Origin of the sequence: Methylorubrum subtropicum (assembly GCF_038442325.1) — a bacterium.
Lineage (GTDB): Bacteria > Pseudomonadota > Alphaproteobacteria > Rhizobiales > Beijerinckiaceae > Methylobacterium > Methylobacterium subtropicum.
On sequence record NZ_JBBXMW010000001.1, the window covers coordinates 266,310 to 279,891 of the forward strand.

Annotated in this window: 12 protein-coding genes, 1 tRNA gene and 2 pseudogenes; 7 read left to right on the forward strand and 8 right to left on the reverse strand. The window is 68.2% G+C overall.

Annotated features, from left to right (window positions below):
• Positions 1 to 213: 213 nt before the first annotated feature.
• The 4 genes from AAHG03_RS01305 to AAHG03_RS01320 are packed head-to-tail and all read right to left on the reverse strand — an operon-like array spanning position 214 to position 2,822.
• Positions 214 to 975 (reverse strand): VOC family protein, encoded by a 762-nt coding sequence (locus AAHG03_RS01305; protein ID WP_342148171.1) that lies wholly within the window; start codon positions 973 to 975, stop codon positions 214 to 216.
• Positions 972 to 1,886, reverse strand: coding sequence for an SMP-30/gluconolactonase/LRE family protein (locus tag AAHG03_RS01310; protein WP_342148172.1), 915 nt, complete (start codon positions 1,884 to 1,886; stop codon positions 972 to 974). Before AAHG03_RS01310 ends, AAHG03_RS01305 begins: the two co-directional genes overlap by 4 nt.
• Before the next feature lie 4 nt (positions 1,887 to 1,890).
• Positions 1,891 to 2,343 (reverse strand): cupin domain-containing protein, encoded by a 453-nt coding sequence (locus AAHG03_RS01315; protein ID WP_342148173.1) that lies wholly within the window; start codon positions 2,341 to 2,343, stop codon positions 1,891 to 1,893.
• The gene (locus AAHG03_RS01320) at positions 2,340 to 2,822 is read right to left on the reverse strand and encodes a DoxX family protein (RefSeq protein ID WP_342148174.1); all 483 of its coding nucleotides are present in this window, start codon (positions 2,820 to 2,822) and stop codon (positions 2,340 to 2,342) included. The genes AAHG03_RS01315 and AAHG03_RS01320 overlap by 4 nt, the downstream gene beginning before the upstream one ends.
• Before the next feature lie 156 nt (positions 2,823 to 2,978).
• On the opposite strand from AAHG03_RS01320, the gene AAHG03_RS01325 reads away from it, so the two are divergent.
• The 5 genes from AAHG03_RS01325 (at position 2,979) to AAHG03_RS01345 (ending at position 8,743) form a co-directional block, all read left to right on the forward strand.
• Positions 2,979 to 4,559: a GMC family oxidoreductase gene (locus AAHG03_RS01325; protein WP_342148175.1), complete on the forward strand. Its 1,581-nt coding sequence runs from the start codon at positions 2,979 to 2,981 to the stop codon at positions 4,557 to 4,559.
• 87 nt (positions 4,560 to 4,646) lie between these two features.
• A complete protein-coding gene (locus AAHG03_RS01330; protein WP_342148176.1) occupies positions 4,647 to 5,579 on the forward strand; it encodes a COX aromatic rich motif-containing protein in 933 nt (310 codons plus the stop codon).
• Complete coding sequence (locus AAHG03_RS01335) at positions 5,572 to 7,674, forward strand: cbb3-type cytochrome c oxidase subunit I (protein ID WP_342148177.1); 2,103 nt, start codon at positions 5,572 to 5,574, stop codon at positions 7,672 to 7,674. The genes AAHG03_RS01330 and AAHG03_RS01335 overlap by 8 nt, the downstream gene beginning before the upstream one ends.
• The gene (locus AAHG03_RS01340) at positions 7,671 to 8,309 is read left to right on the forward strand and encodes a cytochrome c oxidase subunit 3 (RefSeq protein ID WP_342148178.1); all 639 of its coding nucleotides are present in this window, start codon (positions 7,671 to 7,673) and stop codon (positions 8,307 to 8,309) included. Before AAHG03_RS01335 ends, AAHG03_RS01340 begins: the two co-directional genes overlap by 4 nt.
• On the forward strand, positions 8,306 to 8,743 hold the full coding sequence (locus tag AAHG03_RS01345; RefSeq protein ID WP_342148179.1) for a cytochrome o ubiquinol oxidase subunit IV: 438 nt from the start codon (positions 8,306 to 8,308) through the stop codon (positions 8,741 to 8,743). The genes AAHG03_RS01340 and AAHG03_RS01345 overlap by 4 nt, the downstream gene beginning before the upstream one ends.
• Positions 8,744 to 8,770: 27 nt before the next feature.
• On the opposite strand, the gene AAHG03_RS01350 is transcribed toward AAHG03_RS01345, so the two are convergent.
• Both AAHG03_RS01350 and AAHG03_RS01355 read right to left on the reverse strand, forming a co-directional pair.
• Positions 8,771 to 9,799, reverse strand: coding sequence for an SDR family oxidoreductase (locus AAHG03_RS01350; protein WP_342148180.1), 1,029 nt, complete (start codon positions 9,797 to 9,799; stop codon positions 8,771 to 8,773).
• A 183-nt stretch (positions 9,800 to 9,982) separates the two neighbouring features.
• Positions 9,983 to 10,493: pseudogene (locus tag AAHG03_RS01355) on the reverse strand (IS630 family transposase); the annotation flags it as partial.
• On the opposite strand from AAHG03_RS01355, the pseudogene AAHG03_RS27070 reads away from it, so the two are divergent.
• Positions 10,422 to 10,856, forward strand: a pseudogene (locus AAHG03_RS27070) (tyrosine-type recombinase/integrase); the annotation flags it as partial. The pseudogenes AAHG03_RS01355 and AAHG03_RS27070 sit on opposite strands and share 72 nt — an antisense overlap.
• Positions 10,857 to 11,059: 203 nt before the next feature.
• On the opposite strand, the gene AAHG03_RS01360 reads toward AAHG03_RS27070, so the two are convergent.
• Positions 11,060 to 11,136 (reverse strand) — tRNA-Arg (locus AAHG03_RS01360).
• A 62-nt stretch (positions 11,137 to 11,198) separates the two neighbouring features.
• Positions 11,199 to 11,882, reverse strand: coding sequence for a GntR family transcriptional regulator (locus AAHG03_RS01365; protein WP_342148181.1), 684 nt, complete (start codon positions 11,880 to 11,882; stop codon positions 11,199 to 11,201).
• Positions 11,883 to 12,239: 357 nt separating this feature from the next.
• On the opposite strand from AAHG03_RS01365, the gene frc reads away from it, so the two are divergent.
• The gene (gene frc / locus AAHG03_RS01370) at positions 12,240 to 13,517 is read left to right on the forward strand and encodes a formyl-CoA transferase (protein ID WP_342148182.1); all 1,278 of its coding nucleotides are present in this window, start codon (positions 12,240 to 12,242) and stop codon (positions 13,515 to 13,517) included.
• Positions 13,518 to 13,582 lie beyond the last annotated feature (65 nt).

A 13,582-nucleotide genomic window follows, 5' to 3' on the forward strand; every position in this document is an offset into this window, starting at 1 on the left:
TTTGCCGCAGGTCCAGATGGGTCGAAATTCGCACTTTTAATTAAACAATCTGGGCGTCAGAATCACACCCTTTTCAGACTGTCTTGCTTAATTTAATTAAATTATTTTATACAGTCATACTATTATTGAATGAGCAATTTTTATGATAATATAATATGTACGGCTAATGATTGGACCGGCATGGCGTGAGAGTATCTATTGTATCGCAAGAGATCAATCCAGCGAGATGTTGTTGCCGATCAGCCTATGGCCATCGAGGTCGCGGAGGTTGCTTCCGCCGACCAGGACGATGCGTGTGGCCAGAGGCGAGCCGTCGGCGCAGGGTCTCGGGACTGTGCCCGGCGCACGGTAGCAGAGAAGCTCCAGATGCGGCGGTGCCCCGCCCGGCGGCGTCAGGCCAGTCACTTCGACGACTGGATCGTCGACCGCGTCCAAGCGGGCCTGCTCAGGGCCGCGGTTCACCCCCCGGCTCGCGACCGAGAAGCCGAAGCCGGCATAGAAGGCGACCGCGCGCTCCGTGTCGGCGACGGTGATCGCGGTGTGATCGATCCCAAGGAACAGGCCCGGCCGATCCCGCCAGACCGGCGGCACCGCGCCGGTCGGGAAGGCCAGCAGTTCGAGCGGATGCCCATCGGGATCGCGGAACTTGAACGCGCTCACGCCGCCGGACGAGGCCGGCAGCCGCTCCGGCCCGGCTCGCGAGATCGGCGTCCAGCCCGGCACCCCGGAGAGATGTGCGAAGGCGGCCTCCATGTCCGCGACGGCGAGGGCGCAGTGCTGGAAGTCGGTGGCGTTCGAGGGCGCTGGCTCGGGACTTCGCTCCGAGGCAGGCGCGAGTTCGATCGTCTGTGCGCCGATCCTCACACGCGCGCCGTCGGGCGCGACGGTTGCACCGAAGGCCGCCGCGTAGAAGGCGGCGGTGGCGGTCGGGTCGGGGCAGAGGAGCCGGATCGCGGCGATGCGAAGATCCGTCATCGCCCGGCTCCCGGCAGCGCGGCGCCGCGGCGGTTGAGGAAGATCGAAAACACGCGCTGCGAGCCGGCGATGAACAGGCGGTTCCGGTGCACCCCGCCCCAGGTTATGTTGGAGACGCGGGCGGGCACCCGCACCTTGCCGAGGAGGCGCCCCTCCGGCGAGAGGCAATGGACGCCGTCGGCGGCGCTCGACCAGACGTTGCCGTCCTCGTCCACCTTCATGCCGTCGCAGTAGCCGGGCGCGATCGTGTGGAACGCGTCGCCGCCGGTGAGCGTGCCGTCGGCGCCGACATCGAACACGCGGATGAACTGGCGCGGGTCGGGATGGCTCTGGTCGCCGGTCTCGGAGACGTAGAGGCGCCGCTCGTCGGGCGAGAAGGCGAGGCCGTTCGGCCCGTCGAAATCGCCCGCCGCGACGCGGATGTCGCCGGTCGCGGGGTCGAAGCGGTAGAGGGCGGGCGGTTGCTCGCTCTCCTGGCGACCGCCCTCGTAGTCGTTCGCGATGCCGTAGAGCGGATCGGTGAACCAGATCGTGCCGTCCGATTTCACCACGACGTCGTTCGGCGCGTTCAGCCGCTTGCCCGCGTGGCGGTCGACGAGGCGCGTGACGCGCCCGTCATGCTCGGTGCGGGTGAGGCAGCGGCCGTGATGCGAGCAGGCGATCAGCCGGCCCTCGCGGTCGCGGGCCTGTCCGTTGCCGTAATCGGACGGGGCGCGGTAGACCGACAGCCCCTCCGCCTCGCTCCAGCGCATCGTGCGGTTGCGCGGCAGATCCTGGAACAGCAGGCAGTTCCAGTCGCCCATCCAGACCGGACCCTCGACCCAGCGGAAGCCCGCGGCGATCTCCTCCAGCCCGGCATTGTCGAGCACGTAATGGCGGAAGCGGGGATCGTGGATCTCGAACCCGTCCATCCGCTCACCCGAACCGGCAGGGCGTGGTCAGCGCGCGCTTGGTGTCGAACTGCACCACCATCAGCACGGCGGGCGCGTCGCCGACCGTGCCGGACTTGTGGCCGGTCTTGCCGTCGAGGGTGCGGCAGCCCTGGTCCTCGCCGAACGAGATCTCGCCCGGCCCCATCTCGATCCGGGTGCCGTCCATCGACTCGACGTACCAGCGCCCGCTCAAGGGGATGATCCATTGCGGCGCCGGGTTCTCGTGCCACGTGCCCTCCCAGCCGACCGGCTGGACGGTGATCATCGTGGTCATGCCGTCGTGGTGCTTCACCCCCTGCCATTGCGGCGAAGCCGGCGGCTTCATCGAGGCGAGGTGGAACTCGGTCATCGCGCAGCGGACCTGACGGCTGATGCCGTCCGCGTCGGTGTAGAGATGCCAGTAGGGCACGCTCGGCTTGTCGCCCGGCTCGCTCATCGCCCAGTCTCCGGAATGGTGTGCGCGTAGGGGTGCGTCGATCCGAACGGATCGGCGAGGAAGGCCGCGACGCCCTGCTGGCTCGGCCCGCCCCAGGCGAGCGCGAGGAAGCCGCCCGCGACCGCGAAATTCTTGAGGAAGTCCCAGAACGTCTCGCGGCCCTCGCTCGGCCCCCTCAGGCGGAAATCGGCTTTACGCCAGAACGGTTTCCACAGGAGCGCCGTGACCATGCAGTAACCGGCCAGCACGAAGGCCGCGAAGCGGTCGGCGATGCCGGTCAGCACGCCCAGCGACATCACGACCTCGACGAACAGCCCGGCCAGGATCAGCGCCGTCGCGAGCGGGCGCGAACGCGCGGCCTGGCCCGCTTGGCCCACCGCCGCGGAGAAATTCAGAACCTTGTCGAGCGCGCTGAAGGGCAGGAACAGCAGCACCAGACAGGCTCGGGCCGCGAAGGCGGCGAGCACCTCGAGGGTCATCCGGGTCTCTCGGTTCGTCTTTTGGCTTCGCCTTTCCGCTGCCAACGTCGCCGGATCGATGCGGTTCGCGCATGGCTCGCAGAACGGTCGCCGCCACGGTTGCCCGGAACGAGGCCGCCCGCCGCCCGTTTCGCGTCGAAAGACGGAGCGAGGCGGATGAAGGACGACCATTACGACGTGATCGTCGTGGGCTCCGGGCCGGGCGGCGGCTCGGTGGCGTGGCGCCTCGCCCGCACCGGCAAGCGCATCCTCGTGATCGAGCGCGGCGATTACCTGCCGCGCGAGCGCGAGAACTGGGACACCGACGCGGTCTTCCGCAAGGCGCGCTATCAGGCGGACGAGACGTGGACGTCTTCCAACGGCGACACGTTCAAGCCCGGCCTGCACTACTATGTCGGCGGCAACTCGAAGGTCTATGGCGGCGTGCTGTTTCGGCTGCGCGAGAGCGACTTTGAGGCCCAGCGCCACCCGGACGGCGTCTCGCCGGAATGGCCGCTGAAATACGACGCTTTCGCGCCCTACTATCAGGCGGCCGAGGAGCTGTTTCAGGTCCACGGCGCCCGCGGCGAGGACCCGACCGAGCCGCCTTCCCGGCATCCCTACCCGAAGCCCGCGATCAGCCACGAGCCGCGCATCCAGAAGCTCGCCGACGACCTCGCCCGGACCGGCCACCATCCGTTCCACCTACCGATGGGCGCGCTGATGGAGGAGGACGGTAGGGGCGGGACCCTGCCGCACTCGCCCCTGCTGCGCTGCGACCCGTTCGACGGCTATCCGAGTCTGACCAACGGCAAGGCGGACGCGCAGATCATCTGCATCGATCCGACGCTCGCCGCCCACCCCAACGTCACGCTCCTGCGCAACGCGTACGCCGAGCGTCTGCTGACCGATGCGGGCGGCGGTCGCATCACCGGCGTCGCGGTGACGATCGAGGGCCGCCGGCATACGCTCACGGCCGACCTGTTCGTGGTGGCCTGCGGCGCGCTGTCCTCGGCGCTGCTGTTCCTGCGCTCCGGCAACGACCGGCATCCCGACGGGCTCGCCAACCGCTCGGGACAGGTCGGGCGCAACTACATGCGCCACAACAACACCACCGTGCTGGCGATCTCGAAGGAGCCGAACCCGACGCAGTTCCAGAAGACGCTCGGCCTCAACGACTTCTACCACGGGCGCGACCGCAGTCCGCTGAACGACTGGGAGTTCCCGCTGGGCCACATCCAGATGGTCGGCAAGTCCGATGGGATGCAGATCGAGGCCGAGGGGCTGCCGGGCTTCCTGCAATGGCTGCCGACGCGACCGTTCGACTATATCGCGAAACACTCGATCGATTTCTGGCTGACGTCCGAGGACCTGCCGCTTCCGCAAAACCGCATCTACTACCGGGACGGAAAGGTGCATCTCGACCTGACGCAGACGAACGCTGAGGCACAGAAGCGCCTGCGCGAAAAGCTGCGCAGGCTGTGCGACAGCCTCGACATCCACCCACACCTGTTCGACCGCACGCTCTATCTCGGCAAGGACACGCCGATCGGCGGCACGGCGCATCAGGCCGGCACCCTCCGCTTCGGACCCGATCCGGGCACGTCCGTGCTCGACCTCGATTGCCGGGCGCACGGCATCGACAACCTCTACGTCACCGATGCGAGCTTCTTCCCCTCCATCGGCGCCGTGAACCCGACGCTGACCATCATCGCCAACGCCCTGCGGGTGGCCGATGGCATCGCCACGCGGCTTTAGGACTCATTGAGCCCTTCAGATTGCCCGATCATGGAGGCGTACCCCTGACCGAGACTCTGCCCATGAACCGGAAGGGACGGGGCCGCGATGCTTGAGGCCACTCCCGCGCACGCGCTTCCCGTCCGAGCGGCCCGCCGGAACCGGTCGCTCCGGCGCCTCGCCTCGGGCCTCGGCCTCGTCGCGCTGCTGCCGCTCGGCGGCTGCGGCGTCCTCGATCACGGCATGCTCGGGGCCGCCGGCCCGGTCGCCGACCAGACGCGCGGCCTGTTCCTGCTCGTCTGCGCGATCCTGATCTTCGTCGCCGCCCCGGTGCTGCTGCTGACGCCGATCTTCGCCTGGCACTACCGGCTGTCGAACACGAAGAGCGCCTACCGCCCGCAATGGGGGTTCAACTGGCCGCTCGAAGGCCTGATCTGGATCCCGCCGACGATCATCGTGATCGTGCTCGCTGTGTTCCTGTGGCGCGACACCCACGCGCTCGATCCCTACAAGCCGCTCGCCTCGTCCCATCCCCCGATTGAAGTGCAGGTCGTGGCGCTCGATTGGAAGTGGCTGTTCATCTATCCGCACGAGGGCGTGGCCAGCGTCAACGAACTCGCCTTTCCGGCCGACCGTCCGGTCCGTCTGAGCCTGACGAGCGACACGGTCATGCAGTCGTTCTTCGTGCCGCGGCTCGCCGGGCAGATCTACGCCATGGCCGGCATGACGACGCAGCTCAACCTCGCGGCGGACGCGCCCGGCCGCTTCCGCGGCGAGAACACCCAGTTCAACGGCGTCGGCTTCCAGAACCAGAAATTCGCCGTGCTGGCGCAATCGAACGACGACCACGCGGCCTGGATCGCCCGCGCCCGCGCCGGCGGCAGGACCCTCGATCCGGCCGCCTACGCGACGCTCGCCGCCCGCTCGGTCCAGCCCGAGCCGGTCCTGTTCGGATCGGTCGCGCCGAACCTGTTCCGCTCGATCCTCGCCCGGAACGATCCGGGCCTGCACGCCGCCCACGGACATCACGCTCATGAATGAAGACGGTCACTGGCTCACCCTGTTGGGCCGCCTCGACCTGCACGCGTTCCCGTTCGTGCGCGCCTGGGAGGACCCGACCGTCAGCGAACTCATCGGCGCGTTCGCCGGCGCGCTGGTTGTCGTCGGCGCGGTCGGCCTCGTGGCGCTGCTGACGTGGAAGCGGTGGTGGCGCCCGCTCTTTCGCGACTGGCTGACGAGCCTCGATCACAAGAAGATCGGCATCATGTACGTCGTGCTGGCCGGCGTCATGCTCAGCCGCGCGCTGGTCGAGGCGGTGCTGATGCGCGCGCAGCAATCGCTCGCGGTCGACGCCCCCGGCATCGTCGCGCCGGAGCATTTCGCGCAGCTCTTCAGCACCCACGGCACGATCATGATCTTCTTCATGGCGATGCCGTTCCTGACGGGGCTGATCAACTACGTCGTGCCGTTGCAGATCGGCGCACGCGACGTCGCCTTCCCGCTCCTGAACTCGATCAGCCTGATGCTGACGGGGGGCGGGGCCGGGCTCGTGATGCTCTCGCTCGCGGTCGGCGAGTTCTCGACCGGCGGATGGTCGGGCTACCCGCCCTATACCGGCAAGGCGTTCCAGCCCGGCGTCGGCCCGGATTACTGGATCTGGGCCGTCACCCTGGCCTCGCTCGGCACGACCCTGTCGGGGATCAACATCGCCGCGACGATCTACAAGAAGCGCTGCCCCGGCCTGCACCTCACCCGCATGCCGCTGTTCTGCTGGACCGCGCTCTGCACCGCGATCCTGATGATCTTCGCGACCCCGCCGCTCACCGTCGCGACCGCCCTGCTCGCCCTCGATCGTTACTTGGACTTCCACTTCTTCACCAACGATCTCGGCGGCAACATGATGAACTACGTGAACCTCTTCTGGCTGTTCGGCCATCCGGAGGTCTACATCCTCATCCTGCCCGCCTTCGGGGTGTTCTCGGAAGTCATCTCGGCCTTCTCGTCGAAGGAACTCTACGGCTACAAGTCGCTCGCCACCGCCACGATGGCGATCGGCGTTTTGTCGTTCACGGTCTGGCTGCACCACTTCTTCACCATGGGCCAGAGCGCGAGCGTGAACGCCGCCTTCGGGATCGCGACGATGACGATCTCGATCCCCACGGGGGTGAAGATCTACAACTGGATCTGGACGATGTTTCGCGGCGAGGTCCGCTTCACGGCGCCGATGCTGTTCGCGCTGGCCTTCATCGTCACCTTCGTGCTGGGCGGCCTCACCGGCATCATGCTCGCGATCCCGCCGATCGACTACGTGGTCCACAACACCGTGTTCCTCGTGGCCCACTTCCACAACATGCTCATCCCGGGGCTGCTCTACGGCATGATCGCCGGCTACATGTACTGGTTTCCCAAGGCGTTCGGCTTCCGCCTGTCGGAAGGCTGGGGCAAGGTCGCCTTCGCCTGCTGGGTGAGCGGCTTCTACCTCGCCTTCATGCCGCTCTACGTGCTCGGGCTCGGCGGCATGGCGCGCCGCAGCCAGGCCCTGTTCGAGCCCGATTACCGGCCCTGGCTGATCGTGGCGGCCTGCGGCGCCGTCCTGCTGCTGTCCGGTCTCGTCAGCCTGTTCATGCAGCTCTTCGTCAGCGTGCGGGATCGCGACGCCAACCGCGTGCCGGTGGGCGATCCCTGGGATGCCCGCGGCCTCGAATGGTCGGTCGCGGCGCCGCCGCCGGAATACAACTTCGCCACGATCCCGCGGGTCGATCGGCTCGATCCGTTCTACTGGCGCAAGGAGCGCGGGGAGGCCTACCGGCGGCCCGCGCGCTACGCCGACATCGTGATGCCGAAGAACAGCTGGGTCGGCCTGCTGGTCGGGTTCGCGGCGGCGGCCTGCGCCTTCGGCCTCGTCTGGCATATCGGCTGGCTGAGCCTCCTCGGGTTCCTCGGCATCTGGATTCCGGTCGTCGCCCGCAGCTTCGTGCGCGACGTCCACCGCACGATCCCCGCCGCCGAGGTCGAGGCGACCGAACGGCTCTGGCTGGAGCGCGCCCACGCGGCGCGGCCCGTGCCGCGCGAACGCGAGACCGAGCCGGACAATCTCGGGCTCGCCCGCCCGTTCCCGGCGCAGGTGACGGCATGAGCGCCTCGGCGCAGGGGCCGCAACTCTGGCATGTCGGCCTGAACCTGCTCGAATCCGACGAGATGGAGCCGGGCGAGGCCGCGACCGGGCTCTACGGCTTCTGGCTCTTCCTCATGAGCGACGCGATCCTGTTCGCGCTGCTCTTCGCGATCTACGGCACGCAGGTTGCCGCCACGGCCGGCGCGCCGGGCCCTCGGGACGTGCTCAAGCTCGGGCCGACCTTCGTCGAGACGCTGATCCTGCTGACGAGCAGCCTGACCTTCGGGCTCGCCGCCATCGCCCTGAAATACGACGAGGGCCGCCGCGGCCTCGTCCTCTGGCTCTGCCTGACGCTGGCGCTTGGGATCGCCTTCCTCGGCTTCGAGCTGAGCGACCTGCGCACGATGGTCTCCGACGGGGCGACGCCCGACCGCAGCGGGTTCCTCTCGGCCTTCTTCGCCCTGGTGCCGACCCACGGCCTGCACGTCGCGGCGGGTTGCCTCTGGATCGGGGTGATGCTGGTCCAGATCGCGGTGTTCGGCACCGATGCGCGGGTCAAGCTGAACCTGCTGAAGCTCGGGCTGTTCTGGCACCTCCTCGACATCGTCTGGATTGCGATCTTCTCCGTGGTCTACCTGCAGGGAGCGTCCGCATGACGACACAGGGACCGTCGCGGGGCGCGGTGCTGCTCCGGGCCCTCGGCGCCGCCGGCCTGATCGGGCTCGCGCGGGCGGTGTCCGCCGGCCCTCCGCCGCGGCCGAAGCCGGCGGCGCCCGAGGCCGACCCGCACCATGCCCGGCGGCGCGATCTCCTCACCTACGGCATCGGCTACGTCCTGGCGCTGCTCCTGACCTGCGCCGCATTCGCCGTCGTGACGTGGCGGTGGGCGGCCGGGGCCACCGCGCTGGGCCTCGTCTTCGGCCTCGCGCTGGTCCAGGCCGTGGTGCACTTCCGCTGCTTCCTGCACATCGACCTGAAGCGCTCGGCCCGTGACGACCTGCAGTTGATCCTGTTCTCCACCCTCATCATCGCCCTGATGGTGGGCGGCACCCTCGTCGTGCTGTTCAACCTGCGCATGCGGATGATGTAGCCGGGTCCGAGGGGCCGCCCCACTGTTCTACCGAAGGCGGCGCGACGGCCTGGACGCCCGCGCAACCGCGAACGCCCCGACGGCCACCGTCCCGAGCGCGGCGGCGAGGCCGAGCCGGAGCCAGCGCGGGTCGGCGGCAGACACCGATGGGAGTGCCCGGTCGTCGAAGCGCCCGTGCGCCCCCGGATCGGTATCGACCGGTTCGTAGAGGTTGTCCTGTCTGTTCGCGCGGACGGCCTGGCTCGTCATCTCGCCGCGATAGCCGTGCCGGGCGAGATAACGGTCGATCCAGCCGGGCGCGATCATGTTGCCGATGATCGCCTTCCAGGTCGGGAAACCGATCCAGAGTTCGCGCGGCGCGGTGTGGGCCGCGCGGTAGACGTGGCGGGCGATGGCTTCCGGCTGGTAGATCGGCGGCACCGGCTCCAGCCGCCGCGGCATGCGCGAGCGCGCCCAGTCGAATTGCGGGGTGTTAACCGCCGGCAGCTGCACCATCGTCAGCCGCACGCGGGAGCCGTCGTGCAGCAACTCGCTGCGCAGGCTGTCGAGGAAGCCGCGCACGGCGGCCTTGGCCGCGCAATAGCTCGATTGCAGCGGGATCGAACGGTAGGCCAGGGCCGAGCCGATGCAGATGATGGAGCCCGCATCGCGGCGCTGCATGTGCTTGAGGGCGGCCAGCGTCCCGTAGACCTGCCCGAGATAGGTCACCTCGGTCGCGCGCCGGTACTCCTCCGGCGGCGTCTGCTGCGCGGGCGCGTAGATCGTCACCATCGCGACGTTGATCCAGACGTCGATGGCGCCGAACGCCCGCACGGTCTCGTCGGCCGCCCGCATGACGGCGTCGGCATCCGCCACATCGACCCGGTGCGCCAGGGCGCGGCCCCCGGCCCGTTCGATGTCCCGCACCGTGCCCTGCAAGCCGGCCTCGCCGCGGGCCAGCACCGCGACGTTCCAGCGGTGCCGGGCGAATTCGTGCACGATGGCCCGCCCCACTCCGGCACTGGCGCCCGTCACCACGACGGTCCGGCGCCGGTCGTCTCTGTCATTCCGCTTCATCGATCACCCATCTCGGATGTACTCGGCCCTGTCGCCATGGCCGAGCCGGCAACGTCCGATCAAGGACGGCGTTCATGGTTCCGATCACTGCTTAAACTGGTCCCGCAGAGCCTCGTTTGCCCACACCTACCAGCCGGAGCGTCACCTACTGTTTCGAGTTGTCGGCACTAGAGCTGTTGTCGATCAGGTTGGATCGTAGGCGTCGTATCCAGCGGCGATAAGGCAGTTTCGGCAGGCCTTTGGTGTGAGGCTGTCGAAGGCTGAGCGGATGGCCGCCTGCAAGTCGGGAAGCGTGCGGGCGGCGGTTTTGCGCAGGTCTGCCTTCAGCTTGGCGAAGACCTCCTCATCCTGAGCCTGTCGAAGGATCGATCAGGTTGAAGTCGGGCGAGTAGGGCGGAAGGTAGAGCAACTTGGCGCCCACCGCCTGGATGGCTTCGCGTACGCCGGCCACCTTGTGAGCGCCGAGGTTGTCCATGATCACCGTGTCGCCCTGCTTCAGCACGGGCACCAGGGTGTCGGTGACGTAGGCCCGGAAGCGCTGGCCGTTGGTGGCTCCGTCGAACAGGGCCGTGGCCGCCACCCCGCTGGTGCGCAGGGCCGCAGTGACGGTCGTCGTCTTCCAATGACCGTGCGGGACAGCGACACGGCAGCGCTCGCCGCGCGGCGCCCAGCCGTAACGACGTACCATGTTGGTGGTGGTCTCGCCCTGTGCCTGCTGCTCTTCGCCGGCGGGCGCCGCTCCGACGCCGTGGTGTTCGGGCGCCAGCACCTTCAGGGCGCGTGGCTGCGCTACACCCAGCACAAGGGCCGCAACACGAAGCCGATGACGCTGGAGGTGCCGGTGCTGCCGGCCCTGCGCGCCGCGATCGACGCCTGCCCGAACCAGAACCTCACCTTCCTCATCACCGAGCGCGGCAAGCCGTTCACGTCGAACGGATTCGGAAACTGGTTCAAGGATCGCTGCCGCGAGGCCGAGTTGCCGCATTGCTCGGCCCACGGCCTGCGCAAGGCCGGGGCGACGCTCGCCGCCGAGAACGGCGCGACCGAGCGGCAGTTGATGGCGATGTTCGGCTGGCGGACGGCGAAGATGGCCGAGCACTACACCCGCAAGGTCGAGCAGAAGCGCCTCGCTTGGGGGGCCATGCACCTGATCGACTTCGACCGGAAGGGGGAGGGGAATGTCCCACTTTTTTCAGCCGTCAGAGCCGGTGGGACTCTCAGCGGAGAAACCGCAGTAAAATCAACGGCAGTTTCAAAGGGTGGCGACCCCGGTAGGGCTCGAACCTACGACCTGCCGCTTAGAAGGCGGCTGCTCTATCCAGCTGAGCTACGGAGTCGGGGTGCCGGGGCTCAGAAGCCACGGGAGGCGCCGCCGGTCAAGCGAGCGCCTCCCGTCTCATCAATCCAAGTGGTTGCCGTAGCGCTCGACATGGGCGGCGAGGCCGAGGCCGTGCTCGCGCACGAGGCGTTCGGCGAGGTCGGCGTTGCGGGCCTCCAGCGCCTCGATGATGCGCACGTGCTCGCGGATCGATTCCGAGGCGCGGTCGCCCTGGCGCAAAGCCGTGTTGCGGATGCCGCGGACATGGACCAGCAGGTTCCCGCACAGATCCTGGATCACGGCGCAGCCGCCCAGCCGAATGATCTTCTGGTGGAAGCGGATGTTGGCTTCCGAATACTCGTCGAGGTGGTCCGAGGGGCGGCCTTCGAAGAATTCGGGGAAGGAGCGGCGCAGGCAGGCGAGATCCTCCTCGGGAGCGTTGGCGCAGGCGAGGCGGGCCGCCATGCTCTCCAGCGCCGCCCAGGCCTGGATCATGCCGACGATCTCGCGCTTCGTCTTCTTGACGACGAACACGCCGCGGCGCGGCTCGTTGCGCACGAAGCCTTCCTGCTCCAGCACGGTCAGCGCCTCGCGGATCGGCGTGCGCGAGACGCCGAGCGTCTGCGACAGGCCGCGCTCGTCGAGGCGGACGTCGCCGGCCGCGCCGTAGATGTCCATGTTGGTGATGGCCGACTTCAGCGCCTCGTAGGCCAGCGTCCGCAGGCTGGTGGCGGGCACGATCGGCTTGATCGAGAGATTTTCCATCGCGTCCGATTCGACCTTCGCGTCCGAGGGGATGCCTGTCCGGGGTTTCAGTCCGCGCAGGCCAAGCGTGGCGCCGCCATGTGTGGAACACAAGGCGGCGATTGTCACGAGTTGGGGAGGGTCCAGGCTTGTCTACAGCGTTGCACGCCACGCAGCCCCCATCCCCGGTTTGTTGACGTCTGGCATCTGGTATGCCAGAAACCAGAGACGAAGTCGACAGCCGTCGCACCCATCGGAGGCAGGGCGGACCCTGCTCAACCGGTGGGGCCCGGGACCGGACTTCGCGTCAGCGGCCCGCGAGACGACGCCATCGCCTCCCGCGCCGACATCGAAAAGAATTTGGGAGGGGACCTCGCGATGGGCAAGGCTCTCGACGGCGTGCGCATCCTCGACTTCACGCATGTCCAGTCCGGTCCGACCTGCACGCAACTGCTCGCGTGGTTCGGCGCCGACGTGATCAAGGTCGAGCGGCCGGGCGCGGGCGACGCGACGCGCCAGCAGTTGCAGGACCTCCCCGGCGTGGACAGCCTCTACTTCACGATGCTGAACCACAACAAGCGCTCGATCACGCTCGACGCCAAGACGGCCAAGGGCAACGAGATCCTGTGGCGGCTGATCCGCGAATGCGACGTGCTGGTGGAGAACTTTGCCCCCGGCGCCCTCGATCGCATGGGCCTGACCTGGGACAAGCTGCAGGCGGCCAATCCCGGCCTGATCCTCGCCTCGGTCAAGGGCTTCGGGCCCGGCCGCTACCAGGATTGCAAGGTCTACGAGAACGTCGCCCAATGCGCCGGGGGTGCCGCCTCGACCACTGGCTGGCGCGACGGGCTGCCGATGGTCTCGGGCGCGCAGATCGGCGATTCCGGCACCGGCCTGCATCTGGCGCTCGGCATCGTCACCGCCCTCTACCAGCGCACGATGACCGGCCTCGGCCAGCGGGTCGATTGCGCCATGCAGGACGGGGTGCTCAACCTCTGCCGGGTCAAGCTGCGCGACCAGCAGCGCCTCGGCGAGGGGCCGCTGATGGAATACAGCCAGTACGGCGAGGGCGTGCCCTTCGGTGACGCCGTGCCGCGTGCCGGCAACGATTCCGGCGGCGGCCAGCCCGGGCGCATCCTCAAGTGCAAGGGCTGGGAGCAGGACCCCAACGCCTACATCTACTTCATCACCCAGGGCGCGGTCTGGGGCCCGATCTGCGACATCATCGGCGAGCCGGACTGGAAGACCGATCCGGCCTACGCGACCCCGAAGGCGCGGCTGCCGCATCTCAACGAAATCTTCACCCGCATCGAAGCCTGGACGATGAAGCACGACAAGTTCGAGGCGATGGAGATTCTCAACGCCTACGACATCCCGTGCGGGCCGATCCTGTCGATGCGCGAGATCGCCGAGGACGAGGCGCTGCGGGCCAACGGCACCGTGGTCGAGGTCGAGCACCCGACCCGCGGACGCCACCTCACCGTCGGCAACCCGATCAAGCTCTCCGCGAGCCCGACCGAGGTGACCCGCGCACCGCTGCTGGGCGAGCACACCGACGAGATTTTACGCGAGGTTCTGGGCTGCTCGGACGCCGAGATCGGCGAGATCTTCGGGTCGGGCGCGGTCGGCGCCGTCCACCGCATCGCCGCGGAGTAGGGGGCCTCGGGGTCGTATTCGGGGCCCCGCGCCCCATATCTCTAGCGACCCTCCGCGCAATCCGG

Coding starts and splice junctions, on each gene's coding strand:
- AAHG03_RS01340 (WP_342148178.1), top strand. CDS start 7,671: ATGAGCGCCTCGGCGCAGGGGCCGCAACTCTGGCATGTCGGCCTGAAC.
- AAHG03_RS01325 (WP_342148175.1), top strand. CDS start 2,979: ATGAAGGACGACCATTACGACGTGATCGTCGTGGGCTCCGGGCCGGGC.
- AAHG03_RS01365 (WP_342148181.1), bottom strand. CDS start 11,882: ATGGAAAATCTCTCGATCAAGCCGATCGTGCCCGCCACCAGCCTGCGG.
- AAHG03_RS01310 (WP_342148172.1), bottom strand. CDS start 1,886: ATGGACGGGTTCGAGATCCACGATCCCCGCTTCCGCCATTACGTGCTC.
- AAHG03_RS01350 (WP_342148180.1), bottom strand. CDS start 9,799: ATGAAGCGGAATGACAGAGACGACCGGCGCCGGACCGTCGTGGTGACG.
- frc (WP_342148182.1), top strand. CDS start 12,240: ATGGGCAAGGCTCTCGACGGCGTGCGCATCCTCGACTTCACGCATGTC.
- AAHG03_RS01335 (WP_342148177.1), top strand. CDS start 5,572: ATGAATGAAGACGGTCACTGGCTCACCCTGTTGGGCCGCCTCGACCTG.
- AAHG03_RS01315 (WP_342148173.1), bottom strand. CDS start 2,343: ATGAGCGAGCCGGGCGACAAGCCGAGCGTGCCCTACTGGCATCTCTAC.
- AAHG03_RS01305 (WP_342148171.1), bottom strand. CDS start 975: ATGACGGATCTTCGCATCGCCGCGATCCGGCTCCTCTGCCCCGACCCG.
- AAHG03_RS01320 (WP_342148174.1), bottom strand. CDS start 2,822: ATGACCCTCGAGGTGCTCGCCGCCTTCGCGGCCCGAGCCTGTCTGGTG.
- AAHG03_RS01345 (WP_342148179.1), top strand. CDS start 8,306: ATGACGACACAGGGACCGTCGCGGGGCGCGGTGCTGCTCCGGGCCCTC.
- AAHG03_RS01330 (WP_342148176.1), top strand. CDS start 4,647: ATGCTTGAGGCCACTCCCGCGCACGCGCTTCCCGTCCGAGCGGCCCGC.